The organism is Pseudomonas sp. TWR2-1-1 (genome assembly GCF_049897045.1).
In the GTDB taxonomy this organism is placed as follows: domain Bacteria; phylum Pseudomonadota; class Gammaproteobacteria; order Pseudomonadales; family Pseudomonadaceae; genus Aquipseudomonas; species Aquipseudomonas versuta.
Window position 1 is genome coordinate 457,387 of record NZ_JAFCVM010000005.1, and the last position, 24,125, is coordinate 481,511.

General features: G+C 59.6%; 19 protein-coding genes. 5 read left to right on the forward strand and 14 right to left on the reverse strand.

The features are described from left to right. Positions 1 to 132: 132 nt before the first annotated feature. The 13 genes from ACP7BO_RS15765 to ACP7BO_RS15825 all read right to left on the reverse strand — a co-directional run bounded on the left by ACP7BO_RS15765 (position 133) and on the right by ACP7BO_RS15825 (position 17,059). Complete coding sequence (locus ACP7BO_RS15765; protein WP_073509989.1) at positions 133 to 729, reverse strand: MarC family protein; 597 nt, start codon at positions 727 to 729, stop codon at positions 133 to 135. A gap of 100 nt (positions 730 to 829) precedes the next feature. Next, positions 830 to 3,607: a hybrid sensor histidine kinase/response regulator gene (locus tag ACP7BO_RS15770; protein ID WP_397454993.1), complete on the reverse strand. Its 2,778-nt coding sequence runs from the start codon at positions 3,605 to 3,607 to the stop codon at positions 830 to 832. Between the two features lie 98 nt (positions 3,608 to 3,705). After that, positions 3,706 to 5,004, reverse strand: coding sequence for a phosphoribosylamine--glycine ligase (purD, locus tag ACP7BO_RS15775; protein ID WP_060695637.1), 1,299 nt, complete (start codon positions 5,002 to 5,004; stop codon positions 3,706 to 3,708). 124 nt (positions 5,005 to 5,128) lie between these two features. Next, positions 5,129 to 6,736 (reverse strand): bifunctional phosphoribosylaminoimidazolecarboxamide formyltransferase/IMP cyclohydrolase, encoded by a 1,608-nt coding sequence (gene purH / locus ACP7BO_RS15780; RefSeq protein ID WP_426211315.1) that lies wholly within the window; start codon positions 6,734 to 6,736, stop codon positions 5,129 to 5,131. Positions 6,737 to 6,817: 81 nt separating this feature from the next. Beyond that, positions 6,818 to 7,138, reverse strand: a complete 321-nt coding sequence (gene fis / locus ACP7BO_RS15785) for a DNA-binding transcriptional regulator Fis (RefSeq protein ID WP_003439210.1) — start codon at positions 7,136 to 7,138, stop codon at positions 6,818 to 6,820. Then, a complete protein-coding gene (gene dusB / locus ACP7BO_RS15790) occupies positions 7,135 to 8,148 on the reverse strand; it encodes a tRNA dihydrouridine synthase DusB (RefSeq protein ID WP_060695635.1) in 1,014 nt (337 codons plus the stop codon). The genes fis and dusB overlap by 4 nt, the downstream gene beginning before the upstream one ends. A gap of 196 nt (positions 8,149 to 8,344) precedes the next feature. Beyond that, positions 8,345 to 9,595: a DUF3426 domain-containing protein gene (locus tag ACP7BO_RS15795; protein ID WP_426211317.1), complete on the reverse strand. Its 1,251-nt coding sequence runs from the start codon at positions 9,593 to 9,595 to the stop codon at positions 8,345 to 8,347. 93 nt (positions 9,596 to 9,688) lie between these two features. After that, positions 9,689 to 10,567: a 50S ribosomal protein L11 methyltransferase gene (prmA, locus tag ACP7BO_RS15800; RefSeq protein WP_426211319.1), complete on the reverse strand. Its 879-nt coding sequence runs from the start codon at positions 10,565 to 10,567 to the stop codon at positions 9,689 to 9,691. Between the two features lie 187 nt (positions 10,568 to 10,754). Beyond that, a complete protein-coding gene (accC, locus tag ACP7BO_RS15805) occupies positions 10,755 to 12,113 on the reverse strand; it encodes an acetyl-CoA carboxylase biotin carboxylase subunit (RefSeq protein ID WP_060695629.1) in 1,359 nt (452 codons plus the stop codon). Positions 12,114 to 12,130: 17 nt separating this feature from the next. Then, positions 12,131 to 12,589: an acetyl-CoA carboxylase biotin carboxyl carrier protein gene (accB, locus tag ACP7BO_RS15810; protein ID WP_003439221.1), complete on the reverse strand. Its 459-nt coding sequence runs from the start codon at positions 12,587 to 12,589 to the stop codon at positions 12,131 to 12,133. 25 nt (positions 12,590 to 12,614) lie between these two features. Next, on the reverse strand, positions 12,615 to 13,070 hold the full coding sequence (gene aroQ, locus ACP7BO_RS15815; RefSeq protein ID WP_003439222.1) for a type II 3-dehydroquinate dehydratase: 456 nt from the start codon (positions 13,068 to 13,070) through the stop codon (positions 12,615 to 12,617). 130 nt (positions 13,071 to 13,200) lie between these two features. Next, complete coding sequence (locus tag ACP7BO_RS15820; RefSeq protein WP_426211322.1) at positions 13,201 to 14,979, reverse strand: protein-disulfide reductase DsbD; 1,779 nt, start codon at positions 14,977 to 14,979, stop codon at positions 13,201 to 13,203. 118 nt (positions 14,980 to 15,097) lie between these two features. Beyond that, on the reverse strand, positions 15,098 to 17,059 hold the full coding sequence (locus tag ACP7BO_RS15825) for a methyl-accepting chemotaxis protein (RefSeq protein ID WP_426211324.1): 1,962 nt from the start codon (positions 17,057 to 17,059) through the stop codon (positions 15,098 to 15,100). 363 nt (positions 17,060 to 17,422) lie between these two features. Between ACP7BO_RS15825 and ACP7BO_RS15830 the strand changes: the two genes are divergently transcribed. The 5 genes from ACP7BO_RS15830 to ACP7BO_RS15850 all read left to right on the forward strand — a co-directional run bounded on the left by ACP7BO_RS15830 (position 17,423) and on the right by ACP7BO_RS15850 (position 22,746). Next, positions 17,423 to 18,493, forward strand: coding sequence for a DUF2333 family protein (locus tag ACP7BO_RS15830; RefSeq protein ID WP_426211326.1), 1,071 nt, complete (start codon positions 17,423 to 17,425; stop codon positions 18,491 to 18,493). A gap of 3 nt (positions 18,494 to 18,496) precedes the next feature. Next, positions 18,497 to 19,036: an NUDIX hydrolase gene (locus tag ACP7BO_RS15835; RefSeq protein ID WP_426211328.1), complete on the forward strand. Its 540-nt coding sequence runs from the start codon at positions 18,497 to 18,499 to the stop codon at positions 19,034 to 19,036. A 271-nt stretch (positions 19,037 to 19,307) separates the two neighbouring features. Continuing rightward, complete coding sequence (locus ACP7BO_RS15840) at positions 19,308 to 19,679, forward strand: translation initiation factor Sui1 (RefSeq protein ID WP_060695619.1); 372 nt, start codon at positions 19,308 to 19,310, stop codon at positions 19,677 to 19,679. Positions 19,680 to 19,875: 196 nt separating this feature from the next. Next, positions 19,876 to 21,792: an arginine decarboxylase gene (gene speA / locus ACP7BO_RS15845; RefSeq protein ID WP_060695617.1), complete on the forward strand. Its 1,917-nt coding sequence runs from the start codon at positions 19,876 to 19,878 to the stop codon at positions 21,790 to 21,792. A gap of 87 nt (positions 21,793 to 21,879) precedes the next feature. After that, complete coding sequence (locus ACP7BO_RS15850) at positions 21,880 to 22,746, forward strand: alpha/beta hydrolase (RefSeq protein ID WP_426211330.1); 867 nt, start codon at positions 21,880 to 21,882, stop codon at positions 22,744 to 22,746. A 6-nt stretch (positions 22,747 to 22,752) separates the two neighbouring features. On the opposite strand, the gene ACP7BO_RS15855 is transcribed toward ACP7BO_RS15850, so the two are convergent. Beyond that, positions 22,753 to 24,099: an MATE family efflux transporter gene (locus tag ACP7BO_RS15855; protein ID WP_426211332.1), complete on the reverse strand. Its 1,347-nt coding sequence runs from the start codon at positions 24,097 to 24,099 to the stop codon at positions 22,753 to 22,755. Positions 24,100 to 24,125 lie beyond the last annotated feature (26 nt).

A 24,125-nucleotide genomic window follows, 5' to 3' on the forward strand; every position in this document is an offset into this window, starting at 1 on the left:
ACGTCCGATTGCGCAGCGATCGTAATCCACAGTGCCCGGTTTATCTGAGGGATCGCAGGGGCTGAACTTACGACGGCTTCGCCGCCGGACGCAGCCTCGTGTCACTCGTCAGCTGCTACGGGGTCAGGTTGCCTAGGGCACTAAATACCCGCGGATGCCGGTGAAGATGATTTGCGCCGCCAGTGCGCAAACGAACAGCCCCATCAGGCGGCTGACGATCTGCAAACCCTGGTCTCCCAGTATCCGCTCGATCCTGTTGGACAGGTAAAGCACCACGCCTACGGTCAGGCTGGCCAGGGTGATGCTCACGATTGCCATCAGCTTGTCATCCCAATGGGGCTGACTGACCCCCATTACCAGCAAGGCGCCGATAGTGCCCGGCCCGACTGTCAGCGGAATGGTCAGCGGCACGATGGTGACATCTTGCTGCACGTTGTCGGTCTGTACCGCGGACTTGCCCTGGGCCATGCCCAAGGCCGAGATAAACAACACGCTGCCGGCGCCGATGCGGAAGGCATCTACGGTGATCCCGAAAACACTGAAGATCATGCGCCCGAACAGGTAGAGCAGAACGCTGGAAATCAAGGTGGCCAGCGCGACTTTCCAGGCCAGACGCCGTCGCTCCTTGTTGGAGTAACCCCGGGTCAGGCTGATAAAGCATGAGAGCACGAAGAACGGGCTGTAGAGCACCAGCATCTTCAAATACACACTGAACAAAACATGGAGCATGGTCTGAGCTCACACCAAAGAAAGGCGACGAAAGTCTATCAGGCCTCTTGCACTCTGTCGGCCGGTGTTGAGCAGCAACTGCAGGCTACCGGCCAGCGCACTAGGAATGCTGTGCCTGTGATTCACGCAGCTCGCGTTGCTCGACCCAATAATCCACCAGCTCGCGCAGTTGCGACAGCTCGACCGGCTTTGCCATGTGCCCGTCCATGCCGGCCTGGCGCGCCCGTTCTTTATGCTCTGCCAGAATGTGCGCGGTCAACGCGACCACCGGGGTGCGGGTTCGCTGATGGCTGACTTCCCATGCCCGCAATTGTTCAGTGGCAGAGAAGCCATCGAGCACCGGCATTTCGCAATCCATCAACACCAGGTCATAACGCTGGGCTTTCATGGCCTTCAAGGCTTCTTCGCCGTTACAGGCTGTATCGGGCTGCAAGTTGAGCTTGCCCAGCATGCCGCGAATAACCTTGGTCGAGATGCTGTTGTCCTCAGCGACCAGAATGCGGAAGTCGCCAGGTACCGTAACCGGCGTTGTCGGGCCATTGCTCAGTGTTTGTGCACTGGCCTGGCCTTTGCTGCGCTGGGTCAGTTCATCGGCCAGGGTGGTTTTCAGGGTGTAGCCCGCCACCGGCTTGGCCAGGATGCGTTTGATCCCGCAATTGCGCGCAATGATCTTGCTGGGTGCGTTGCTGATGCCGGTCAGCATCACCAGCAAAATATCGTGGTTCAGGCTTGGATCTTCCTTGATCTTGGCGGCCAGTTGCATGCCCGTCATGCCCGGCATGTTCTGGTCCAGCAGCACAATGTCGAAGTAGTCGCGCAGATGGGCCTTGGTGCGCAACAGGGCCAGGGCTTCCTTGCCCGATGCCGCAGCGCTGACGCTCAGGCCCCAGGCCGAGCATTGCTGGACCAGGACTTTGCGGCAGGTATCGTTGTCATCGACCACCAGTACCCGTGCACCCTTGAGCGGGCTGTCCAGGTCGGAGGTTTGATGTTCAAGGTGTTGCGGGTCCAGAGGCAGGGTCAGCCAGAGATTGCTGCCCTTGGTTTGCCCGGCCTTGATGCCGAACTCTCCCCCCATCAAGCTGATCAGCTGGCGGGCGATGACCAGCCCCAGGTGCCCGCCCAGGCGGGTTGCCGCCAGGAAGTTCTTGCTGTGCAGTTCGGCATTGAGCAGGGCTTCGCGCTCCTGTTCATCCATCGGTTGGCCGGAGTCCTGGATGGCGATCCGCAGGCGCGGCGGTCGGGCGCGCTCTTCCAGTGCCACGACGATCAATATCTCGCCTTCGACGGTTTTCTTCAGCGCACTTTCGAGCAGGCTCAGCAAGGTCTGGCGCAGTCGCGTGGGGTCACCGCTGATGACCCGTGGTACTTGCGGCTGAATAAAACTGATGAGTTCGACGTTTTGTTGTTCGGCTTTGGTACGGAAAATATTCAGGCAGTCTTCGATCAGGGCATTGAGGTCGAACTGCACATCGTCCAGTTCGATCTGTCCCGACTCAAGTCTGGAAATATCGAGGATCTCATTGATCAGCGTGAGCAGTTCATTGCCAGCGCTGTGGATGGTCTGCACGTAATCACGTTGCTTGACCGACAGAGGCGTGCCCAGCAGCAGTTCGGTCATGCCCAGTACACCGTTCATGGGTGTGCGGATTTCATGGCTGATTTTGGCCAGGAATTCGGCCTTGGCATTCACTTCGGCGTTACTGGCGGCCAGGTCCCGACTGATGCTGAACTGATCTTCGGCGATGCTGCGAGTGCGCTCGCTCAAGGCGATGCTCATCAGCAGGCCGCAGACACAAACTACCGCCAGCAGTAGCAGGACCAGTTCCTGGGGGGCGATCAAGGTCAGGCCCAGCAGTGCCGGAAGAATAACCAGAGTGCCAATGTTGAAGATGATCATTGCAACCACAAACAGGCGGGCAGGGCGATAGCCTTGTTGCCAGTGGTGAGTTGCAACCAGCAGGATGCTCAGGCTCGCCAGCCCGACCAGGCCATAGGTGATCAGGTTTAGCGGCAGGGTATCGCTGAACAGCAACAACAAACCACCAAGACTGATGATCACGATGTCCAGCAGCAACAGCTTGTGCAGCGGGCTGGGCTTGCAGGAGGAGAAGAACGTGTAGGTAAACATCAGCCCGCAAGGCGCGGTCAGGATGAGCGCCAGATAGGCTCCGGGGGGTTGTGCGCTGTGCCACAGGGGAAACCACGGTCCCAGCAGATTCAAGAACAGCGCCGAGCTGATCAGAAGCAAGGCTTCACAGGCCGCGAGCCACAGGCTGCTGACTGAGCGCGAGAAAGCAAAGCGGATCAGGTTGTGCAGCACCAGCATGGCCAGGCAGCCAAGCAACAGCCCGTAAAGTAAGGACATGCCTTGATTGGCGGCGAGCACGACTGCGGAATCCAGGGTGATGTGTGGCCGCAACTGATGTTCCGATACCAGGCGCAGATAGACATCCAGCTCTTTGGAACTCTGAGGCAAAGGCAGCAGGAAGTCGCTGCTCAACAACGGCTTCTGTGCCGCAGGCGAGTTACTGCCGGTGCTGACTTCACTGATCAGTTTGTTATCGTCCAGAACGTAGAGTTCCAGCTGTAACAGATCTGGCGCGAAGACGCGCAGGACCTGCTCATGCTTGTCTGGCTTCAGCCGAAATCGCAACCACAACGCTTGGTCGGGGTTGGCGGCGGTGATTGCTTCGAGTTCTATGGGGCTGAACTGGTTGCTGAACCGGGCGGAGCTTACATCGCCCAGTTGCAGGTCGCCCCGATGGTCCAAAAGGGCAGACCACAGGTTGCCTTCGGCCGCCTGCGCCGGCATTGAACAGAGCAGGGCAGTCATAAGACTGACGGTAAAACCTATGGCGATCCTAAGCCAGCGCACGCTGAAATCCCTTCGTATATTGAAGCTTGACGGTAACTATGCGCGGCGCTGGAATAGTAAGGCAAGGGTTCGATCCCCTGCCTGTCCATATGGGCTACTTATTCCTGGTTTTCGCCACGCTCACGTGCAATGGCCCGGTAGCCAATGTCGTTACGGTAGAAACAGCCATCCCATTCGATGGTTTTGGCCAGTGCATACGCTTTTTCCTGAGCCGCCTGCACGGTGTCGCCCATGGCGGTCGCGCACAGCACGCGGCCACCGGCAGTCACCACTTCGCCAGCTGCGTTGAGCGCGGTTCCGGCGTGGAACACCTTGCCTTCCAGCTTGGCTGCCGCATCCAGACCGTGGATCACGGCACCCTTGGCGTAGTCGCCAGGGTAACCGCCTGCTGCCAGCACGATGCCCAGGCTCGGGCGCGGATCCCATTGTGCTTCAACCTTGTCCAGCGCCTGGGCCAGAGCGGCCTCTACCAGCAGCACCAGGCTCGATTGCAGGCGCAACATCACAGGTTGGGTTTCCGGGTCGCCGAAGCGGCAGTTGAACTCGATGACTTTAGGGTTGCCGGCTTTGTCGATCATCAGGCCTGCGTACAGGAAACCGGTGTAGACGTTACCTTCTTCGGCCATGCCGCGGACGGTTGGCCAGATAACCAGGTCCATCACGCGCTGGTGTACTTGCGCAGTAACCACTGGCGCCGGGGAGTAAGCACCCATGCCGCCGGTGTTCGGGCCGGTGTCGGCGTCACCTACGCGTTTGTGGTCCTGGCTGGTGGCCATCGGCAAGACGTTCTTGCCGTCAACCATCACGATGAAGCTGGCTTCTTCGCCATCGAGGAATTCTTCGATAACGACGCGCGAACCGGCTTCGCCAAATGCGTTGCCCGCGAGCATGTCGCGCACGGCATCTTCGGCTTCAGTCAGGGTCATGGCGACGATCACGCCTTTGCCCGCTGCCAGACCGTCAGCCTTGATCACGATAGGTGCGCCGACTTTTTGCAGGTACGCCAGTGCCGGCTCGATTTCAGTGAAGTTCTGATAATCGGCAGTCGGGATCTTGTGGCGAGCCAGGAAGTCCTTGGTGAAAGCTTTGGAGCCTTCGAGCTGGGCAGCGCCGGCAGTCGGGCCGAAGCAATCCAGGCCGCGGGCACGGAACAGGTCAACCACGCCTGCAACCAGTGGCACTTCAGGACCAACGATGGTCAGCGAGACATTTTTCTCTGCGAAATCTGCAAGCTGCTCGAGGGCCAGCACGTCGATAGCGACGTTCTCGCACTTGGCTTCAATGGCGGTGCCGGCGTTGCCCGGGGCAACGAACACTTTGGCGACACGCGGGTCCTGAGCTACTTTCCAGGCCAGTGCGTGTTCACGGCCACCGCTGCCAATGATCAAAACATTCATTTCAAAAACCTCGGATGACGCTGAATTCTGGGAAACGCTTTGTTTCTCTGTAGGAGCGAGCTTGCTCGCGAGCAGTCAAAAGATCGCGAGCAAGCTCGCTCCTACAGAAAGGGACGTCGTCTAGTTAGTGACGGAAGTGGCGCATACCGGTGAATACCATGGCAATCCCGGCTTCGTCGGCAGCAGCAATCACTTCGTTGTCACGCATCGAGCCGCCCGGCTGGATCACCGCAGTGATACCCGCCTTGGCTGCGTTGTCCAGACCGTCACGGAACGGGAAGAACGCGTCGGAGGCCATGACCGAACCCTGTACCTGCAAACCGGCGTGTTCAGCCTTGATCGCGGCAATCCGGGCCGAGTTTACGCGGCTCATCTGGCCGGCGCCGACACCGATGGTCTGACGGTTCTTGGCGTAGACGATGGCGTTGGACTTCACGTACTTGGCTACTTTCCAGGCGAAGATCAGGTCGTGGATCTCTTGCTCGGTCGGTGCACGCTTGGTCACGACTTTCAGGTCTTCGCTGCCGATCATCTGAATGTCACGGCTTTGTACCAGCAAGCCGCCGTTGACCCGTTTGAAGTCCCAGGCCGGTGCGCGGTCTGCGCTCCACTCGCCGCAGGCCAGCAGGCGTACGTTGGCTTTGGCGGCCACGATGGCGCGGGCTTCTTCGCTCACGGACGGAGCGATGATCACTTCAACGAATTGACGCTCGACGATCGCCTTGGCCGTTTCGGCGTCCAGCTCGCGGTTGAACGCGATGATGCCGCCGAATGCCGACTCGGTGTCAGTGGCGTAAGCCAGCTCGTAAGCCTGACGGATGCCGCCTTCCGCGTCCGGGCTGACGGCAACGCCGCACGGGTTGGCGTGTTTGACGATCACGCAGGCCGGTTTAACGAAGCTTTTTACGCATTCCAGCGCGGCATCGGTGTCGGCCACGTTGTTGAACGACAGCTCTTTGCCTTGCAGCTGGGTGGCGGTCGCGATGTTGACTTCAGCCGGCTTGGCCTCTACGTAGAACGCCGCGCTTTGATGCGGGTTCTCGCCGTAGCGCATTTCCTGGGCCTTGATGAACTGGCTGTTGAAGGTGCGCGGGAACAGGCTGCGGCCTTCGGTGCTCAGGGTTTCGGCTGTCTGGTTAACGGTGCCCAGATAGTTGGCGATCATGCCGTCGTAGGCGGCGGTGTGTTCGAACGCCTTGAGCATCAGGTCGAAACGCTGGGCGTAGGTCAGGCCACCGGCCTTGAGGTTTTCCAGGACATTGGCGTAATCGCTGGCATTGACCACGATCGCTACGTCTTTGTGGTTTTTTGCTGCCGAACGGACCATGGTCGGGCCGCCGATATCGATGTTCTCGATGGCGGTCGGCAGGTCGCAGCCCGGCTTGTTGATGGTTGCTTCGAAGGGATAGAGGTTAACGGCTACCAGATCGATCGGCTTGATGCCGTGCTCGTTCATGATGTCGTCGTCAATGCCGCGACGGCCCAGGATGCCGCCGTGGATTTTCGGGTGCAGGGTTTTAACCCGCCCGTCCATCATTTCAGCAAAGCCGGTGTAGTCGGCAACTTCAACAGCGGCCACGCCGTTGTCTTGCAGCAGCTTGAACGTACCGCCGGTGGAGAGGATCTCGACGCCGAGGGCTTCCAGTTCACGGGCGAAATCAAGGATTCCGGTTTTGTCGGAAACGCTGATTAAAGCGCGGCGGATCGGCAGGCGGGTAGTCTGATCGGTCATCTCGATTTCCATCAAAAGCAAAGGAGTCAGCAAAAAAGGCGACCCGTTTTACCGGGACGCCTTTCAGGTTTGATTGAATGCTTACAGCAGATCGTACTGTTTGAGTTTTTTGCGCAAGGTGCCGCGATTAAGTCCCAGCAGCTCGGAGGCTTTGGTCTGGTTGCCCTTGACGTAGTTCATGACGCACTCGAGCAGAGGGGCCTCGACTTCGGAAAGTACCAGGTTGTACACGTCCGTGACTTCAGCGCCCTCCAGGTGGGCGAAGTAATTGTGCAGCGCCTTTTCGACACTGCCACGAAGGGTCTGACCTTCTTCGCTCGGTGTATTGAGGTGCTGTTTCAGGTTGACGTTGTCGCTCACGGGCGTTGTTCCACTCACTAATGTCTCGGTCATCATCGTCATGCGGCCACCCATCCTTCGTCCCCTGTCCCCAGGCTCTTGTGTCGTTCGGCGAAAAACGCCTGAACGTTGGCGCATTGTGCTTCCGTATCTTCTAAACGATTGAAGTGGGCGCGGAACTCCTTGGCGCCCGGCAAGGTTGCGAGATACCAGCCGACATGCTTGCGGGCAATACGTACCCCCAATACCTCCCCATAGAAGGTGTGCAGTGCAGCCAAATGCTCTAGCAGAATACGTTCCACTTCGCTCATCTGTGGTGCCGGCAAGAGTTGCCCGGTACGCAGAAAGTGATCAACTTCGCGGAAAATCCAGGGCCGCCCTTGAGCCGCCCTGCCAATTAACAGTCCGTCAGCCCCGGTCGCTTGCAGCACGTGTCGGGCCTTGTGGGGTGAATCTATGTCGCCGTTGGCAAACACCGGCATCGACACCGCCTGCTTGATCGCAGCGATGGTGTCGTACTCGGCCTCGCCGGTGTACAGGTCGGCGCGGGTTCTGCCGTGTACCGCCAGCGCCGCAATCCCGGCCTGTTCGGCTATTTTCGCCACGGTCAGGCCGTTTTTGTTGTCCCGGTCCCAGCCGGTACGGATCTTCAGGGTGACCGGCACATCAACCGCAGCCACGACGGCCTGCAGGATCTCGGTTACCAGTGCTTCGTCTTTCAGCAGTGCGGAGCCGGCGGCCTTGTTGCAGACCTTCTTTGCCGGGCATCCCATGTTGATATCAATAATCTGCGCGCCCAGTTCCACATTGGCCCTGGCGGCATCTGCCAGCATTTGCGCGTCACCGCCGGCGATCTGTACCGAGCGGGGCTCGGGATCACCGTCGTGAATCATGCGCAAGCGTGACTTGCGGCTATTCCAGAGACTCATGTCGCTGGTGACCATTTCCGAGACAACCAGTCCTGCGCCCATCCGTCGGCAAAGCTGACGGAAAGGTTGATCGGTGACGCCCGCCATTGGGGCGAGGATCAAACCGTTGTGCAATGTATATGGGCCGATGCGTACCGCCGACATAGGACTTCCCTGTTGTGGGGCCGGATCTTGGGAGTTCGAAAAAGGGTTGGCATGATACCCGCTCTCGATGACCGGTTAAAGACGCAATTGGATAAAAATTGAACAGCAAAAGGCAAGTTTTGAGCTATATGCCTCAAGCCAGAGGCCAATCACTCTTCACTCGCGGCTGTGGATAACCGCTAAAAGGGCAACGGGTTCACTCGGGCGAGTGAAAACTCAGGCTGTAGTTCACCGCTTTTGGCCCCGGGTCGAGAATGTCCAGGGCAATGTGGATAGGCGTTTGCGGGGGCATTTCGGCCTTGGCCAGATCGCCGCTCAGGTATTCGCCGGGTTTGAAGCGGCGGCTAGCGATCATTTTGCCGTGCAGATCGGCGAACCGCAGTTCCAGCAGCGGGAAAGGCTGGGAGAACGGTGCGCGGTTGTAGAGGATTGCATCTACCACCAGCGCCCCGGCGAACTCCGGGTGACTGCGCACCACCAGGTTACTGCTCTTGATTCGATCAATATCAACCTTGGACGGTACCGTGCACCCGATGTGTGGGCACAGTTGCTGGAAGATCGGACGGTATTGGTCCTGCCTGGCCAGTTCATCGAAATGGTTGGCAATGTACTGGCCGGCCAGTGCTGCCCCGGCAAGCAGTATCAGCAACAGCCAAAGCAGGCGTTTGCCCCAGGGGGTACGGCGCTTTTGCCAGTCCAGTTGCAGCGGGTCGTCGACCAGATCCAGCAGCGCATCTTCACGCACTCCCGGTTCGTTGCGTTTGCGCTTGTGTTTGCCCGTAGGCACCGGCTCAAACGGTTCGTCGTCCTCGTCATCGCTGGCACTCAGGTGTTCACCTGTCAGCGGCGGCTCCAGCTCGTCATCGACCGAAAGCCTGCGGGTCGGCGTTTCATCCGGTTCGTCGAGGTCCAGCGATAACGAGGGTTCGGTACGCCCCGTTGACGTGGGCTCGATGTGCTTTTCTGCAGATTTGGCAGCGAGCGCTGAAGTCTCGGCACGTTCTTCGGCAGAGTCGCTGAACAGGCTGTCAGACCATTGGCTTTCTTCAGCGTCAGGGCTGTCGCGGCGAGCGCTCAGGGAGCTGTCTTTTACCTTGTGTGGCTGACCAAAGCTTTTGCTGGGCTGGATCTCAAGCTCTTCGAGCCTGGCCAGTTCTTCATCCAGATCCAGGTGGTCGAGGTCGAGTTCACTCGCCTGCCAGTGCTCAGGGTTGATGGCCCCGGGCCTGGCTGGCGGCTCGATGACCCCGGGCGCTGCCACATTAGTAGCCGTTACTGCTGGCGGTTGCTCATTTTCAGTGCGTTTATCCAGCAGTTGCTGTGCGGCATTGAACACTTGCAGGCAGGCACCACAGCGCACCACCCCGCGAGCCACGCTCAATTGAGCATGGTTGACGCGGAAGCTGGTCTGGCAGTGAGGACACTGTGTAACGAAACTATCGCTCATGTGGCCATCCGGATTGGGCAGGCGTGCATTGTAGGTGCTGTTCCCGCTGGATTGCGAGCCGCGTTGCGGCTCACAACCAAACGTCAACCGACCCTAGCGGCGACGGCCACTGATACGTACCCAGCCATCGCGATTGGCGATCGGGTCCAGATCAAAGTCTGCGGCATAAGCAGCAGCAACTTCTTCGCCCTGTTCGGCGAGGATGCCCGACAGCGCCAGGCGGCAGCCCGGTTTGACCAGGCTCGACAGCTGCGGTGCCAGTGCAACCAGAGGGCCGGCCAGAATGTTGGCGACTACGACGTCGGCCTGAACCTGTGGCAGGTCTTCGGGCAGGTACAGCGCGAACAGCTCCTCGGCAACATTGTTGCGCCCGGCGTTATCGCGCGAGGCTTCCAGCGCCTGCACGTCAATGTCGGTACCGATGGCCTGTTTGGCCCCCAGCAACAGGGCGGCGATTGCCAGAATCCCCGAGCCGCAGCCGAAGTCCAGCACGCTGCAGTCCTTCAGGTCCTGACCGTCGAGCCATTCCAGGCACAGCGCGGTCGTCGGGTGGGTGCCGGTACCAAAGGCCAGGCCCGGATCGAGCAGCAGGTTCACGGCGTCCGGTTCCGGAGCGGCGTGCCAGCTCGGGACGATCCACAGCCGCTGGCCGAAGCGCATCGGGTGGAAGTTGTCCATCCAGCTGCGTTCCCAGTCCTGGTCTTCGATGACTTCGGCATGGTGCTCAGGCAGGGGCGAGCCGGTCAGCAGTTCGAGATGGGACAGAACGAGGTCGGCCTCGGTGCCGCCTTCGAACAGTGCCAGCAAGTGGGTATGCGACCACAGCGGGGTGGTGTTGAGTTCAGGTTCGAAGATCGGCTGATCTTCGGCATCCATGAACGTTACCGAAACGGCGCCGACTTCGAGGAACGCGTCTTCGTAGGTTTCGGCTTGTTCCGGGCTGATGGCGAGGCGTACTTGCAGCCAAGGCATGGCGGGCACCTTTGAAAAATAGGAGTGTGCAACCGGTGGGCTGCGAGAAGCGCGCCAGTTTACGCGAGCGAGGGCAGGGCGGGTAATCAAAAAACGATGAAAAGCCCTGTGGTCATACATCGCTAGTGGGTGAGTTTCAGAAACGACCAGGCCGCCCGAAGGCGGCCTGGTTGATCTGGAATCAAACTTACTGGTTAGCCAGTTTGTGTTCCAGGTAGTGAATGTTGACGCCGCCTTTGCAGAAGCCTTCGTCATTCACCAGATCGCGGTGCAGCGGGATGTTGGTCTTGATCCCGTCGACCACGATTTCGTCCAGCGCATTGCGCATGCGGGCCATGGCTTCGTCGCGGGTCGCGCCCCAGGTGATCAGCTTGCCGATCAGGGAGTCGTAGTTCGACGGAACCTTGTAGCCGCTGTACAGGTGCGAATCGACGCGAACGCCGTTGCCGCCCGGAGCGTGGAAGTGCTTGACCAGGCCAGGGCTCGGCATGAATGTCGCCGGGTCTTCAGCGTTGATCCGGCATTCCAGGGAGTGGCCGTGAATTTTCACGTCATCCTGGGTGAAGGACAGCTTGTTGCCTGCCGCAATGCTCAACATCTCTTTAAGGATGTCGATGCCGGTGACCATTTCGGAAACCGGGTGCTCTACTTGCACACGAGTGTTCATCTCGATGAAGTAGAAGCGACCATTCTCATACAGGAACTCGAAGGTGCCCGCGCCACGGTAGTTGATGTCGATGCAGGCCTTGACGCAACGCGCCAGGACTTCTGCGCGAGCAGTTTCATCGATACCCGGTGCCGGTGCTTCTTCCAGAACTTTCTGGTGACGACGTTGCAGCGAGCAGTCGCGGTCGCCCAGATGGATCGCATGGCCCTGGCCGTCGGAAAGTACCTGAACTTCCACGTGACGCGGGTTGGTCAGGTATTTTTCGAGGTAGACCATCGGGTTGCTGAACCAGGCGCCTGCTTCTTCACGGGTCTGCTTGGCAGCTTCGATCAGGTCTTCTTCACGGTGCACAACACGCATGCCACGACCACCGCCGCCGCCAGCGGCCTTGATGATCACCGGGTAGCCGACTTCGCGACCAATGCGCAGGGCCGTTGCTTCGTCTTCCGGCAGCGGGCCGTCAGAGCCCGGAACGGTCGGAACGCCGGCAGCGATCATGGCGTGCTTGGCCGATACCTTGTCGCCCATCAGGCGAATGGTGTCGGCTTTCGGGCCGATGAATGCAAAGCCGGATTTCTCGACTTGCTCAGCGAAATCGGCGTTTTCAGCCAAAAAGCCGTAGCCCGGATGGATCGCCGTGGCGCCAGTGACTTCGGCTGCCGCGATGATGGCCGGAATGTGCAGGTAGGACAGGTTGGCCGGTGCAGGACCGATGCAGACGGTTTCGTCTGCCAGGCCCAGGTGCATCAGCTCCTTGTCGGCGGTGGAGTACACCGCAACGGTCTTGATGCCCAGTTCCTTACAGGCCCGCAGGATGCGCAAGGCGATCTCACCGCGGTTGGCGATCAGGACTTTTTCCAGCTTCTGAGGCTTCAACATCGTTGGCTCCCCGTGGTTCAAACGATGGTGAACAGCGGTTGATCGAACTCAACCGGTTGACCGTTTTCTACCAGGATGGATTCGATAACACCGGCTTTCTCGGCCGTGATGTGGTTCATCATTTTCATCGCTTCGACGATGCAAATGGTGTCGCCGACTTTAACGGTCTGGCCGACTTCAACGAAGGCTGGCGACGTTGGCGCCGGGGTACGGTAGAAAGTACCGACCATTGGCGACTTGACCACAAAACCGTTCAGTTTTGGTGCAGCAGGTGCTTCGGTCACGGTTGCAACCGGAGCTACGGCAACTGGCGCAGCGGCCGGAGCTTGCATTGGCGCTGGTGCATAGAACTGTTGAGCAGGAGTCTTGCTGTGACGGCTGATGCGTACGGACTCTTCGCCTTCTTTGATTTCCAGCTCGTCGATGCCGGACTCTTCCAGCAGTTCGATCAGTTTCTTAACTTTACGGATATCCATGAATCGTCAACTCCCAATGGGTCGGTCAGGGGCGTTTAGCTTGTAGTTCAAGCTGTTCCAGGGCGGCCTCCAAGGCCAGTCGATAACCGCTGGCGCCAAGGCCGCAGATCACACCTACCGCAACGTCGGAGAAGTAGGAGTGATGGCGGAAAGGTTCGCGTTTGTGCACGTTTGATAAATGCACTTCGATGAATGGGATGCTCACCGCCAGCAGCGCGTCACGTAATGCCACGCTGGTGTGGGTAAAAGCAGCCGGGTTGATCAGGATAAAGTCCACCCCCTCATCGCGGGCGGCATGAATCCGGTCAATCAATTCATACTCGGCATTACTTTGCAGATAGAGCAAATGGTGACCGGCATCGCGGGCCCGCTGTTCCAGGTCCTGATTGATTTGCGCCAGGGTAGTAGCGCCGTAGACGCCCGGCTCACGGGTGCCAAGCAGATTCAGGTTGGGGCCGTGCAGAACCAGAAAAGTCGCCATCTGCTGTTCCTTGTTATGTGTGTGCAGGTATCAGTGCCGGGCGACTATGCCGAAAAGAGGATTCGCTGTCCAGTTAACTGCAATAGCCAGCACGATGACCGATGTTCGCGAAAAGTTTGTGACCAGCCCTCTAGATCTGGTCATTCGCGTTGTCGACACGTTCGGCGAAGTCCGCTGCATTGATCTCACAGATGACCCGCTGGTCACTTATTTCGCTGCCATTTTTGCCAAAGAACATCAGTGCCGGTGGCCCGAATAATTGATAGCGATCGAGCAGGGCACGTTGCCCGGCATTGCTGGCGGTCATGTCAAACCGTACCAGCCGGTAGCCTTTGAGCCGGTCCAGCACCTGCGGGTTGTTCAGGACCTCGTGCTCGATCACCTTGCAGCTGATGCACCAGTCGGCGTACCAGTCCAGCAACAGCGGCTGGCCAGCGGCACTGGCTTGTGCCAACACCTTGTCCAGCTCACCTGCGGTGCTGACGGTTTGCCACTGATCTTCGGTCTGAGGCGCGCTGGCGGCAGGCGCCACCGGCTGTGAGTGCCCCACAGGGTTAAACGGATCGCTCTGGCCACTGAGTGCGCCGTACCAGCAGGCCAGTGCATAGACCAGCAGAAATAGGCCAAGCAACTGCGCGAGACGTTGGCGCGGTGCTTTGTAGCCGAACTCCAGAGTGCCGAGAAACAGACTCACCCCGGCCGCCAGCAGACCAATCAGCAGCAAGGTAATGGGCCCGGGCAGCACGCGGCTGAGCAGGCCGATGGCCAGTCCTAGCAACAGCACGCCAATGGCATTTTTGACGCTGACCAGCCACGGCCCGCTTTTTGGCAGCCAGGCGGCGCCGCCTGTGGCCACCAGCAGCAGGGGCGCGCCCATGCCCAGCCCCAGGGCAAACAGTTTCAAACCGCCGCCCAGGGCATCGCCACTGGCACTGATATAGAGCAACGCTCCGGCCAGCGGGGCCGAGACGCAGGGCGACACCAGCAAGCTGGACACAACCCCCAGCACCGCAGCGCCCCATAGCGAGCCACCCTGGGTGCGGTTGGCGACGCGATCGAGGCGGTTGCTGATGGCTTGCGGCAGCTTCAGCTCGAATACGCCGAACATGGCCAGGGCAAAAATCGCGAAAAACAGCGCAAACGGTGCCAGCACCCACACCGATTGCAGGCGCGCCTGAAGATTGAGCTGGGCGCCGAACATCCCCATCAGCGCGCCAAGCAATGCAAAGCAGGCGGCCATGGGCAGCACGTAGGCCAGTGACAGGCTAAAGCCGCGAAGCCCGCCCACCTGGCCGCGCAACACTACGCCCGACAAAATCGGCAGCATCGGCAACACGCAGGGAGTAAAGGTCAGGCCCAGCCCGGCGAGGAAAAACAGTGCCAGCTCGCGCCAGCCCCAACTTTTTGCGGCGGGCGCTGCAGCCTCGGCGACAGCGGTCGAAACCGGTGTGCCGCCGATGTTCAGGCGTTCGGTTTCCGGCGGATAACACAAACCCTTGTCAGCGCAGCCCTGGTAAGTGACCACCAGGGTGAACGGGCGCGAATCATTGGCCGGGCGCGGGATGTCGACATCGAGAATGCCGTGATAGACCTCGATGTCGCCGAAGTACTCATCGTGTTTTTGCTCGCCGGGCGGCAGCTGTGGCGTGCCCAGGGCGATATCGGCGGGTTCGGTTTTAAACGCGAACTTGTGTCGATACAGGTAATAGCCTTCAGTCGGCACAAAGCGCAGCTTGATCGTCTCGGGCGTGGTGTCGATCAAGTTGAGCCTGAACGCGTCACGCACCGGTAAAAAGTCGTTGCTGTTATTGATTGCGCCCAGCGTAGAACTGGGCCGGTTATCCAGCAGACCGGCGCCCATGACCGGTACGGCGAACAGCAGACACAAAAGAAGGAGCAGGCGGCGCATAGGAATCTCGCAAATCAAACGTGGGCGCATGATAGCGGAGTGAATGCGCAGATGCCCTTTAGGAGCGAGCGTGCTCGCGAGCTTTTAAATCGCAAACGGCTCGCGAGCAAGCTCGCTCCTACAGGCGGAAGGTGTGCACGGCTGCATTCAATTTGCCGCCCAGCTCCAGCAGTTGCTGGCTTTGATCCCGCGCGATGCCGATGCGTTGCAGGTTGTCGTCGCCCAATTGGTGAATGCGTTCGCTGTGGTCGCGGATCTCGGCGACCGCTGCACTTTGTTGCGCGGTGACCTCGGCGATGCGCACTGCGGTGCCGGAAATGGTGGTGATGGCCCCGACAATCTCATCCAGCGCGCCTTCAGCGTCCTGGGCTTTTTGCGCGGTGGCCCGGGCATGTTCAACTTGTATGCGCATGCCCTCAACCGATTGGCGGGCGGCCAGTTGCAGCCCGCCAATCAGGGTCTGGATCTCGCTGGTGGCACCTGCCGTACGCTGGGCAAGGGAGCGCACTTCTTCGGCCACTACGGCAAAGCCGCGGCCCATTTCTCCTGCGCGGGCGGCTTCAATGGCGGCATTAAGTGCCAGCAGGTTGGTCTGGTCGGCGATGGAGCGAATCACGGTCAATACCCCGCCGATGGTCGCTGACTCCTCTGCCAGATGTTCGATGCTCTGTGCGTTGCCTTGTACTTCAGTGACCAGTGCGTGTAACCCGCTCAGGCTCTGGCCGATGACCCGCTGCCCCTGGGCAACGGCCGTACCTGCGCTGCGACTGGCGTCGGCGGCATGGCTGGCATCGCCCGCCACCTGTGTGATGGTTGCTTCCAGCTCGCCCAGCGCGTCACGGATCTGGGCCGTATCACCGGCCTGACGTTCGGCACCGCTGTGCAGACCGCTGCTGAGCCCGGCCAGGGTCTGGCTGCTGGCGGCGACCTGTTCGGCATTCAGGCGCAAGGTGCCCACCAGATTCACCAGATATACGCGAAGACGATTGAGCGAAGCCTCGATGTCATGCAGTTCACGATTGGTCTTGCCCAGCTGGATGTTGCGGCTGAAGTCTCCGTCTGCCCAGGTCGACAGCAGCCCGGCCAGGCAGGTCAGAACCCTGGCCAGCCTGCGCTGCAGCGTGTCGATCAGGAGCGCGATCAGCAGAATCAGGCCAATCATCACACCCTGGATCAACCGTACTTCACTCTGAATGTGCCCATGCTCGGCGCGCACCTGCGGTTCCAGTGCGGCAATTGCCTGTTGCACGGCGCCGAGTTTCTGGTGGGTGCTGTTACTGAGCAGGGCGCGTTGTTCGATTTGCTCCTGGGTGCGCTTGAGTTCGGTGGGGTAGCGGCTCAGCAGGTTGTTGAGTTCACGCTTGAATCCGACCCCGGCATCTTCGGCCTGGGCCGTGTGATCGGCTTCGAGCCCCATCAATGCGGCAAAGTCGTCACTGCCCGAAGTGCTCTGAGCACGGATCCCGAGCAAGGGCAGGGCCTGGATCTGTTGTGTCTCGGCCTTGATGCCGCTGAGTTCGCGCTCCACGTCGCCTGCCAGCTCGCTGCGTGCGCTGCTGACCAGTTTGTCACGGCTCAAGGACAGCCTGGCCAGGTGCAGGGAGGCGGTCAGCAGGTGCGGTAAATAGAGACGGGCTTGGGCAGTGTCGGCCTGATTGGCGTACTGGCTCAGTTGTTCCAGGTTGGCCGCCAGCTCGCGTTCGGCCTGCAGCAGTAACGCTTGCGGGTCACCGGCCAATTTGCCCGCGGCCAGCAGTTGGCTATTGCTGAAGGTGCTCAGGTCATCAAGGCTGGGGCGCAAGGCGTCGGCCATGGCCGGGGGCAGTGAGACGAGTTCTGTCTTGAGTGTGTCCAGAGCACTGTTGGCATCGCTCAGGCGCACGGCGTCGCCGCTGCCAAGGTAGTCCTCAACGTTGCGCGCCACCTGGTTCTGGAACTGTTGCGAGAGACTCAAGTAGCGCTCCATCAACAGGAAGGGGCGCTCCAGAGCCCTTTGCGACCACCATAGGGTTGCGCCCAGCGCCAGGCAAACGGCGACCAGCAACAGTGTGTTCAAGTTGGTTAGCAGCTTCAGGCGCATCCGGGTTTTTGCCTACAACGCAGTAAGAAGCGGCTGAAGTTATTGCGTTTGTATGACATCGGTGTGACGGCATCAGTGGTATTTCGTACAAATAGTGGCTTTTTGCCTTCTTGTGATGGCTGCATGGGCCTGTGGGTCTCGAATGAAGCAGTCCCGGCTTGCAACTGACGGCCGTGCAGGCATATTTTTCATCGTTCGCACATCCATGTTCTATAGTGCCGGGCGTACGTGGCGCTGCCTGCGAACTGCGTGGTCCGGGCTTGATTAAAAACCCCGTACGCAATGAAACGCCAACAGACCCTAGGCACTATGAGGTAGGGTTGTGGTCGAACGATTGAACTTGGTATTTGAAAGGATATAGCCATGCTGGACTGGAAAAAACGTGAGGGCAGCAGTGCCCGTGAGTCGGTCAGGGAGACCCGTGCCCCGTCGCGTGGCTATTTCAAAAGCATTCTGTTTAGCCGCTCAATCGCTGTGCTGGTGGGTATCTACGTGGTGGTGTGCCTGGGGCTGGGCTGGTACTGGAGCCAGGAACCGGACTTGTTCCCGGTGCAGCAAAACGCCCAGCTGGCTGCCGAGAAAAACGGCAAGCAAATGGTCCCGGGCTTTACCACTGTCGAAACCCTTAAAACAGTTGCCGGTACCCTGCTCAACAAGCCGGGTGGTTATCTGTCAAACGACCGTTTCCCGCCGGGCGTGTTTCTGGACAACATCCCGAGCTGGGAATACGGCGTACTGGTACAGGTGCGTGACCTGACCCGTGCCCTGCGCAAGGACTTTGCCCGTTCACAGTCGCAGTCGGCTGAAGATGCCGATCTGGCCAAGGCCGAACCGCGCTTCAACTTCGACAACAAGAGCTGGATGCTGCCTTCCAGTGAGTCGGAGTACCAGGAAGGGATCAACTCCCTTAGCCGCTACCAGGCACGTTTGTCCGATCCCAATCAGAAGAACGCCCTGTTCTATGCGCGCGCCGATAACCTGAATAACTGGCTGGGGGATGTGGGGACTCGTCTGGGTTCGCTGTCGCAACGCCTGTCAGCCAGTGTGGGCCGGGTCAAGCTCAATGGCGCACTGAAGACAGAAAGCCTGCAACCCGGCCAGGTGCCCGTGGTTGATGAGGAAATAGAAGAAACCCCATGGATGCAAATCGACAACGTGTTCTACGAAGCACGCGGTCAGGCATGGGCGTTGTCGCACTTGCTGCGGGCGATTGAAGTCGACTTCGCTGACGTGCTGGCGAAAAAGAATGCCACGGTCAGTGTGCGTCAGATCATTCGCGAGCTGGAGGCGGCCCAGGAGCCGGTCTGGAGCCCGATGATTCTCAATGGCAGCGGCTACGGCGTTCTGGCGAACCACTCGCTGGTCATGGCCAACTATATTTCGCGCGCCAACGCGGCAGTCATGGACCTGCGCCAACTGCTGTCACAAGGCTGAGTGATGCCGATTTCAGCGAAGGAGGCCGCACACCGTGCGGCCTCTGATCTCGAAATGGTGGCCTGGGTCGATCGTGATGACCGGCTGCTGGGCGGCTTGCCCCGTCAGCAATTGCGTGAGCAGGGCCTGATCGGGCGCGGCACTTTTATTCTGCTGTTCAATTCTGCCGGTGAGTTGTGCGTGCATCAGCGCACCCTGAGCAAAGCGCTGTATCCCGGATTTTGGGATGTGGCGGCGGGTGGCATGGTGGGGGTTGATGAAAGTTACGCCGACTCGGCAGCCCGCGAACTGGAAGAAGAATTGGGCGTCAGCGGTGTAGCGCTGACGGCCCACGAGCGCTTTTACTTCGAGGGTGAAGAAAACCACCTGTGGTGCGCGGTTTTTTCGGCCGTATGGGATGGCCCGTTGCAGGTGCAGCCGGAAGAAGTTCAGCATGCGAGCTTCATGACCGTCGACCAAGCCTTGCATCTGAGCCAAATCCAGCCCTATTGCCCTGATTCGCTGGCGGCCCTCAAGCGTTACCTGGCGCAGATCAAACCGTAGGAGCGAGCTTGCTCGCGAGCTGTTGAGGTTAAAAGCTCGCGAGCAAGCTCGCTCCTACAAAGTTGCGGTTGACTGGTTTATAAATTGCCGCCGATTGGCTATTGGGCGCCAGCGCATTTGTCGTTACACTGCGCGACCTTTTTCAGGCTCAGGCGGTTTCCCCGCCCTGAGTTGCGCTGCCCCTGCCAGAGTGGGGCTTCGCGGTCGGTATACCTTGGCGCAACAGTGTCAGGTACCGGCCAATTTTTTGTCCTCCATATGAGGATTGCCGGTGGCCAAAAAAGCCGCATCCTTCGCCGCCCTTGGTGGCCTGGTATTTTCCACCGACGCAGGTCGTCACTGTCCGGACTGTCGTCAGCCGGTGGACGCCTGTACCTGCAAACAAACCCGCATCCCTGATGGCGATGGCATTGCTCGCGTACGTCGCGAAAGCAAGGGCCGTGGCGGCAAGACAGTCACAACGGTGACCGGCGTGCCGCTGGCTGAAGACGCGCTCAAGGATTTGGCAACGGCGTTGAAAAAACGCTGTGGCACCGGTGGTGCGTTGAAAGACGGCATCATCGAGATCCAGGGCGATCACGTCGACTTGCTATTGGCCGAGCTGGTCAAGCACGGGTTCAAAGCCAAGAAGTCCGGCGGCTAGCAGCCTCTGTGAAGACCACCGCCGAGTGTGTTTTTGTCGCTCGCCATGGTTTTCACAGAGCCTGTTCTGACCGGTTTCTAAACTCCGCGCTGTTGTCAGGGTCTACCCCTGCGCAGACTAATCTTCATATTTACTCTTTAGACTGCGCCAGCCTGCCTTCAGGTTGGGCTATTTGACTTCTTTATAGGGGACTTCGATGTCCGTACGACGCACACGCAAAGACGATGGCAGCCAATGGACAGTTGCGGACAGCCGCAGTGTTTACGGGATTCGCCATTGGGGGGCCGGGTATTTCGCGATCAATGAAGCCGGTCGCGTAGAAGTACGTCCGAACGGCCCGAACAGCTCGCCCATCGATCTGTACGAGCAAGTAGACGAACTGCGCAAAAGTGGTTTGTCCCTGCCATTGCTGGTGCGTTTCCCCGATATCTTGCAAGACCGTGTACGCCAGTTGACCGGCGCTTTCGATGCCAACATCGAGCGTCTGGAATACCAGAGCAAGTACACCGCGCTGTACCCGATCAAGGTGAACCAGCAAGAAGCTGTGATCGAAAACATCATCGCCACCAAAGACGTGTCGATCGGTCTTGAAGCCGGCTCCAAGCCTGAGCTGCTGGCCGTGCTGGCGCTGGCGCCCAAGGGCGGCACCATCGTCTGCAACGGTTACAAGGACCGCGAATTCATTCGTCTGGCGCTCATGGGCCAGAAGCTTGGTCACAACGTCTTCATCGTGATCGAGAAAGAATCCGAAGTAGACCTGGTCATCGAAGAGGCCGCCTCGCTCAAGGTCAAGCCACAGGTAGGCCTGCGCGTACGTCTGTCGTCCCTGGCTTCGAGCAAGTGGGCTGACACCGGCGGTGAAAAATCCAAGTTCGGTCTGTCTGCCGCGCAGTTGCTGTCGGTGGTCGAGCGCTTCCGGGTGGCCGGTCTGGATCAGGGCATCCGCCTGTTGCACTTCCACATGGGCTCGCAGATCGCCAACCTGGCGGACTACCAGCACGGCTTCAAAGAAGCGATTCGCTACTACGGCGAACTGCGCAACCTTGGCCTGCCGGTTGATCACATCGACGTGGGCGGCGGTCTGGGCGTGGATTACGACGGCACGCACTCGCGCAACGCCAGCTCGATCAACTACGACATGGACGACTATGCCGGCGTAGTTGTGGGCATGCTCAAAGAGTTCTGCGATGCGCAAAACCTGCCGCATCCCAACATCTTCTCCGAAAGCGGCCGCTCCCTGACCGCGCACCACGCCATGCTGGTGGTGCAGGTCACCGACGTCGAGAAACACAACGACGACGTGCCGGTGATCGAGAACAAGGACATCCTGCCGGAAACCGTGCAATGGCTGGTGGACCTGCTGGGCCCGACCGATATCGAGATGGTCACTGAAACCTACTGGCGTGCCACGCACTACATGAGCGACATCGCTGCCCAGTACGCCGACGGCAAAATCACCCTGGCTGAAAAAGCCCTGGCCGAGCAGTGCTACTTCGCTGTTTGCCGTCGCCTGCACAACTCGTTGAAAGCGCGTCAGCGTTCCCATCGCCAGGTGCTCGACGAACTCAACGACAAGCTGGCCGACAAGTACATCTGCAACTTCTCGGTTTTCCAGAGCCTGCCGGACACCTGGGCGATTGGCCAGGTATTGCCGATTTTGCCGCTGCACCGTCTTGATGAAGAGCCGATGCGCCGTGCCGTACTGCAAGACCTGACCTGCGACTCCGACGGCAAGATCAAGCAGTACGTCGACGAGCAGAGCATCGAAACCAGCCTGCCGGTTCACGGGCTGAACGAAGGCGAGGACTACCTGCTGGGTATCTTCCTGGTGGGCGCTTATCAGGAAATCCTCGGTGACATGCACAACCTGTTCGGTGACACCGACTCGGTGAACATCTACCAGAACGACGACGGCAGTGTTTACCACGCCGGGATCGAGACCCATGACACCATCGAAGACATGCTGCGCTACGTGCACTTGTCGCCGGAAGAGTTGATGAACCACTACCGCGACAAAGTGGCCAGCGCCAATATCAGTGCCAAAGAGCGTACCCAGTACCTCGATGCACTACGTCTTGGCCTGACCCGTTCGTCGTACCTGTCGAGCCACTGATAGCCCGACCCGGTCTCTGGTGACTGAACTACGCTGATCTGTGCTATGTGCAGATCAGCGTTTTTTTTTGCCTGGAGGTCGAACCGCATGTTGATCAGCTTCAAGCGTGCAGCGGGACTGGCTTGCGCAGGCCTGATGGGCTGGGTGCTCAGCGCTTGCTCGCCGGTACGCATCATCAATGGCCTGACCCCGACCGACAGCTTCGATAAAACCAGTGATATTGCCTACGGCGCAGACCCGCGCCAGACCCTCGATATCTATCGCCCCAAGCAGCCCGCCCCCGGAGCCCCCGTGGTGATTTTTTTCTATGGTGGCAGCTGGAACAGCGGCTCGCGCAGCGATTATTTGTTTGTCGGTGAAGCATTGGCTTCGCGGGGGATAACGACGGTGATCGCCGATTACCGACTGTATCCACAGGTGCGTTATCCGCAGTTTCTGGAAGACAGCGCCCAAGCCACAGGCTGGACTTATCAACACATCGCAGACTATGGCGGCAACCCGCAGCGTCTGTTTTTGATGGGCCACAGCGCCGGGGCGTACAACGCCGCAATGCTTGCCCTTGATCCGCAATGGTTGCGGGCTGTAGGCATGAGCCCTGCCAATTTGCGCGGATGGATGGGGCTGGCAGGGCCGTATGACTTTTTGCCGATCAAGGACGAAGCGGTGCGGCCAGTATTTTTCTACCCGGACTCTCCACCCGAGTCGCAACCTGTGCGGCATGTGAGCCGAGCAGCACCGCCGACGTTATTGATGGCGGCCAAGACGGACACGCTGGTCAACCCGACGCGCAATACCGGGGGGCTGGCAACTGCGTTGCGGGGCGCCGGGGTGCCGGTTCAGGAGCTCTATTTCTCGCGCGCCAGCCACGTGACCCTGGTGGCGGCGCTTTCACGTCCGTTACGTTGGTTGGCCCCGGTGCTGGATAACATTGGCGAGTTCGTCAGTGATCACTGAGCCGGATCAAGCTCTTGGAGTAAACCACTCATCCCTGCGCTGCATCTTCAACGCATACACACCCAGGGTCAGGCTGCGCAGCACCATAAACAGCAGAAAACTTATCCACAGGCCATGGTTGCCATAACCGTGCAGCGCCCAGGCGGCGGGGAAGGCGATGACTACGCTGATCAGCATCGCGTTGCGCATTTCCCGGGCGCGGGTGGCGCCGATAAACAGTCCGTCGAGCAAGTAGCTCCACACCGCAATCAGCGGTAGCAGCGCCAGATACGGCAGGTACTGGAAGGCAGTTTCACGCACGCTCGCAATGTCGGTTTGCATCTCGACAAACAGATGCCCGCCAAACAGGAATAACAGCGCGAACGCTGTGCTGGCCATGAGTGACCAGCCGCATGCAACCACCATTGAACGGCGCAACGCGTGGCGATCCCGGGCGCCGATGGCATGCCCGCACAGCGCTTCCACGGCGTGGGCCAGGCCATCCAGCGCGTGGGCGGCCAGCAGCAAACCATTGAGCAGCAGGGCATTGGCCGCCACGGTGGCATCGCCCAGCCGGGCGCCCTGCAAGGTGATGGAAAAAAACACCAGTTGCAGCATCAGGCTGCGAATGAAAATGTCGCGGTTGACCCCCAGCAGCGGTTGCCAGTTATGCCAGACCCGCAAGGCGGCCCACATGATCGTGCCCGGATATTTGCGCAACGCGCCGCGGGTCAGCCACAGGCCGAGCAGCGCGCCGCTCCATTCGGCGATCACCGAGGCCCGTGCCGAACCGGCTACGCCCCAGTCCAGGCCGAGTACAAACCACAGGTTAAGTGCAATGTTCATCAGGTTGGTGGTCAGCAGAATGGCCAGTGGCGCCCGCGCGTTTTGCGTGCCCAGAAACCAGCCCACCAGTGCATAACTGGCCAAAGCCGCGGGCAAGCCAAGCAGGCGGATATGGAAGAAGTCCAGGGCCAGTGCATGTAGCTCGGCTGACGGTTGCATCACACTCAGCGCCAGGCTGCTGAAAGGAACGGCAATCGCCCCCAGCAGCATCGACAGCAGCACACTGAGCAACAAACCCTGCAGCAGGATCTGCCGCAGCGCAGTGCCATCTTCACGCCCGGCGGCCTGTGCAGCAAAGCCCGTGGTGCCCATGCGCAAAAAGCCCATCATCCAGGCCAGGAAGATATACAGACTGGCACCCACGGCTACTGCGCCCAGTTGATGGGCGTGGGGCAAATGGCCAATTACCGTACTGTCCACCAGTGCCACTAGAGGCACGGAAATATTGGACAGCATCATCGGTGCTGCCAGCGCCCATACCCGGCGGTGGGTCGGGCGATCACGCCAGTCAGCTAATAGGGAAGACATGCAGGCTCCTTTGGGGAGCGCATTGT

Bases quoted from the DNA above. Each gene is read 5' to 3' on its own strand.
- ACP7BO_RS15765 (WP_073509989.1), bottom strand. From the start codon at position 729: ATGCTCCATGTTTTGTTCAGTGTGTATTTGAAGATGCTGGTGCTCTAC.
- purD (WP_060695637.1), bottom strand. From the start codon at position 5,004: ATGAATGTTTTGATCATTGGCAGCGGTGGCCGTGAACACGCACTGGCC.
- purH (WP_426211315.1), bottom strand. From the start codon at position 6,736: ATGACCGATCAGACTACCCGCCTGCCGATCCGCCGCGCTTTAATCAGC.
- fis (WP_003439210.1), bottom strand. From the start codon at position 7,138: ATGACGATGATGACCGAGACATTAGTGAGTGGAACAACGCCCGTGAGC.
- dusB (WP_060695635.1), bottom strand. From the start codon at position 8,148: ATGTCGGCGGTACGCATCGGCCCATATACATTGCACAACGGTTTGATC.
- ACP7BO_RS15795 (WP_426211317.1), bottom strand. From the start codon at position 9,595: ATGAGCGATAGTTTCGTTACACAGTGTCCTCACTGCCAGACCAGCTTC.
- prmA (WP_426211319.1), bottom strand. From the start codon at position 10,567: ATGCCTTGGCTGCAAGTACGCCTCGCCATCAGCCCGGAACAAGCCGAA.
- accC (WP_060695629.1), bottom strand. From the start codon at position 12,113: ATGTTGAAGCCTCAGAAGCTGGAAAAAGTCCTGATCGCCAACCGCGGT.
- accB (WP_003439221.1), bottom strand. From the start codon at position 12,589: ATGGATATCCGTAAAGTTAAGAAACTGATCGAACTGCTGGAAGAGTCC.
- aroQ (WP_003439222.1), bottom strand. From the start codon at position 13,070: ATGGCGACTTTTCTGGTTCTGCACGGCCCCAACCTGAATCTGCTTGGC.
- ACP7BO_RS15820 (WP_426211322.1), bottom strand. From the start codon at position 14,979: ATGCGCCGCCTGCTCCTTCTTTTGTGTCTGCTGTTCGCCGTACCGGTC.
- ACP7BO_RS15825 (WP_426211324.1), bottom strand. From the start codon at position 17,059: ATGCGCCTGAAGCTGCTAACCAACTTGAACACACTGTTGCTGGTCGCC.
- ACP7BO_RS15830 (WP_426211326.1), top strand. From the start codon at position 17,423: ATGCTGGACTGGAAAAAACGTGAGGGCAGCAGTGCCCGTGAGTCGGTC.
- ACP7BO_RS15835 (WP_426211328.1), top strand. From the start codon at position 18,497: ATGCCGATTTCAGCGAAGGAGGCCGCACACCGTGCGGCCTCTGATCTC.
- speA (WP_060695617.1), top strand. From the start codon at position 19,876: ATGTCCGTACGACGCACACGCAAAGACGATGGCAGCCAATGGACAGTT.
- ACP7BO_RS15850 (WP_426211330.1), top strand. From the start codon at position 21,880: ATGTTGATCAGCTTCAAGCGTGCAGCGGGACTGGCTTGCGCAGGCCTG.
- ACP7BO_RS15855 (WP_426211332.1), bottom strand. From the start codon at position 24,099: ATGTCTTCCCTATTAGCTGACTGGCGTGATCGCCCGACCCACCGCCGG.